This window comes from Dietzia cercidiphylli, from assembly GCF_014145145.1.
GTDB lineage: Bacteria > Actinomycetota > Actinomycetes > Mycobacteriales > Mycobacteriaceae > Dietzia > Dietzia natronolimnaea.
Window position 1 is genome coordinate 1 of record NZ_JAALEA010000523.1, and the last position, 2,883, is coordinate 2,883.

Genomic DNA, 2,883 nt, shown 5'->3' on the forward strand with positions numbered 1-2,883 from the left:
CCGGTGCGGCGGCGGGGGCCGGGGCCCACGGCAGCGGCGGCAGCGGGGGCAGGGCGATACCGGCGGCGGTGAGCGACGCGTGGATCTCTGGGAGGAAGTAGATGCCCGCACCGACAGCGGCGACCGAGCCGAGACCGAGGGTCACGGGGACGAGCGAGCCCGTGCCCGGCAGGGACCCGGCACCGAGGGACCCGCCGGGGAGCGACCCGGCCGTGCTCCCGACGGAGCCCTCGACCGAACCCAGGACCGTGGTAATCCCCTGGTCAATTCCGAGCGAGCCCGCGACGGGGGCATAGATCGGGGCCAGTGAGCCGGTGGTGGGCTCCCCGATGGACGCGGAACCCGTGGTGTCGACGGAGCCAGTGCCGGTAGCAGGGCTAAGGGAATTGACACCAGACGAGGCAATGGCCTCGGAAAGCGAACCCGCCAGCGAGCCAGTGGTCGGCTCGCCGATGAGGGACCCCTCGGTGTCGAGGGAGCCGTTACCGGTCGCGTCGACAGGCTGCAGCAGCGAACCCGAATCGGGGGAAAGGCCGTAGGCGGCTAGCGAACCCGTGCCACCCGAGCCCGTCGAATCCTCGCCTGAACCCAGTGACTGTGCGTTGGCGACACCAGTAGCGCCCGAGATGGCCAGAGCAGCGGCGGCGGCGACGGCAGCGGCCTTGCGGGGGGTGAACGTCATTGTGTCTCCTCGTGTGGAAAGTGCTCCCAGGCGCGGAGGCTCGTGGCCGGACCACCCCGGGGGGGGCTTGACGGTGTCGGAACAGTGTTACGCGGACCGGTCCCGACCGTACTCGCCACACTCTAACCGTCTTTTCAGGCATTGAACGGCGTGAACTTAATTAAAAATTAGTTAGGGTGTGTTCTCATAACCGCTTGGGCGGCAGATGCATGACCTGAAGTGACCATCGTCTATGGCGCGAGGATTTGCAGCGCTTGAGTCGCCCTGACGGAACTGAGGGCTACTACTGAGCTCAGGGCTACTACCGGAGGAGCGGGGAAAACCCAAGCCTCGGACTCGCCCCACGAACTGTTGCGAGCGCCGAGCGGGTCCCCCATCAATCTGAGGAGCGAGCCCCGCTCGGCGCGCGGTGGTGCCTGACTGACTAGGTGCCGACGATCAGGCGATCAGGCCCGGGGCAAAGGCGGGAGCGCTATGCCCGCGCCCGCCAACGCCTGCTCGATCTGCGGCGCGAAGTAGATGCCCGCACCGATGACGGCGGCGGAACCGCCGACGAGCAGCACCGGCCCGAGCGAACCGGATCCTCCGAGCGAATCCGTACCGCCATCGGAGCCGATGACGATCGCCGGACCCTCACCGGAGCCCAGTGCGCCGCCCACCGACGCCACGGCCGGCGTCAGCGACCCCGAGGTGGGCTCACCGAAGACGGAACCGGTGGTGTCCACCGACCCGGTACCCGGCGCGGGACTCACTGCGTCGGAACCCGTTGCCTCGTTGACCGAGCCCACGCCCTGCGACACGACCGGGGCGAGGCTGCCGAAAGTCGGCTCGCCGAGCAGCGCGGAGCCCGAGGTGTCGATCAGTCCGGGGTCGACGACCCCCGTTTCCTCCTCGGCCGAGCCGAGGGCGGAGGACTGAGCGTGCGCCAGCCCCACTCCACCGGACAGGGCGAGCGCGGAGACGCCAAGGGCCGCGGCGGCGCGGATGTGCCTCGTCATAAGTCAGTATTCCTTTCTGGAGAAACGCCGACACTTCGGCGATACTTAACAATTCTTATCATTCCGCCGTGAACACCCCGCGCGACCACCGGGAGAATGCCCGCGCATGAGGGGTCCAACGCCGAAGTAGACATACGTTCAGAGCTGGTGGCCGCCCCAGCTCGAGCGGGAGATCCACTCCCGCACAGCGCGAGTGGCCCGGACGTCGTCCTCGTTGTAGGTGAGGATGCGGTTCCGGCCGGCATCCCGCTCGACGCCCCGCGCCGCCTGCGCGTCGCGGTACCACCCGAGCGAGGCCTCGCCGCAGGCCTCGGGATCTCGCCACGCGAACCCGGCGGCCGGGGCGACCACCTTCAGCCCGAGGCCCGAGGTGGAGACGAGCTGGGTGGTGACCGCCTCGTGGACGTCCACCCAGAGCGGGGAGGAGATGAAGCGCCGGACCTCGGCGACCGAGGGGACCCCCTTGATGACGGCGACGGTGCCCGCCGGGCCGAACCTGCCGGCCGACGAGAGCAGCCACCCGTTCTCCGCGGACCGTGAATAGCAGTAGGCCCGGAACGACCGCCCCTGCCCGGCCGCCCGGTCGCGGATGCCGGTGAGCCAGCGCCAGAACTCCGCGAACGACCGCCCCTCGTCCGGATCCGGCAACCGCGCCCAGGTGGCGAACGGCCTGTAGCCCTCGGCCTCCAGGGGCCGCCCGTCCCTCAGCGTGAGCAGGGTCCCCCACAGATAGGCGCCGTCGTCGAGGTGACTCTCCAGGTCGACGTCCACCTCGATATCCGCACGCGGAATGCTCGGCCGCGCCACCTTGGGAACCACCACCTCACCGTCGCGGTGTGCCCTCGCCCGCAGGACCGCGTCCGAGAACGGCTCGCCGTTCCAGTCCGTGGGCCGGTCCGGTCCGGCCTCCGCCAACTCCGCGACCGTCCGGATCCCCCGGGCCCTCAGCGACCCGACCTGTCCGCCGCCGACGACGAGACTGACGTCATCGGCCACGACGAGCCGGTCACGGCAGCCCTCGACGGGCCCGTCCCGATCGTCCCAGCCCTCCCACCAGGGGCAGGTGCGGCATTCGCCGATCCGGCTGGGTTCGGTGTCGAGCTCACCGCGCACCACCGCCAGCCGCGTGGCGTGGGTGCGGTCTGCGGCGTCGAGCACCGGCCCCAGGTCGTGCACCACCGCGCGCGCCGAGCCCAGCCCCAG

Annotated in this window: 2 protein-coding genes and 1 pseudogene; all 3 read right to left on the bottom strand. The window is 70.3% G+C overall.

Annotated elements, in window-relative coordinates; all coding sequences use genetic code 11:
- Nucleotides 1-682, bottom strand: a pseudogene (locus G6028_RS16795) (hypothetical protein); the annotation flags it as partial.
- A 446-nt stretch (nucleotides 683-1,128) separates the two neighbouring features.
- Nucleotides 1,129-1,680: a hypothetical protein gene (locus G6028_RS16800; protein WP_182659552.1), complete on the bottom strand. Its 552-nt coding sequence runs from the start codon at nucleotides 1,678-1,680 to the stop codon at nucleotides 1,129-1,131.
- A 138-nt stretch (nucleotides 1,681-1,818) separates the two neighbouring features.
- On the bottom strand, nucleotides 1,819-2,883 hold a 1,065-nt coding region (locus tag G6028_RS16805), incomplete at its 5' end, for a TM0106 family RecB-like putative nuclease (protein WP_182659553.1).

Coding starts and splice junctions, on each gene's coding strand:
- G6028_RS16800 (WP_182659552.1), bottom strand. CDS start 1,680: ATGACGAGGCACATCCGCGCCGCCGCGGCCCTTGGCGTCTCCGCGCTC.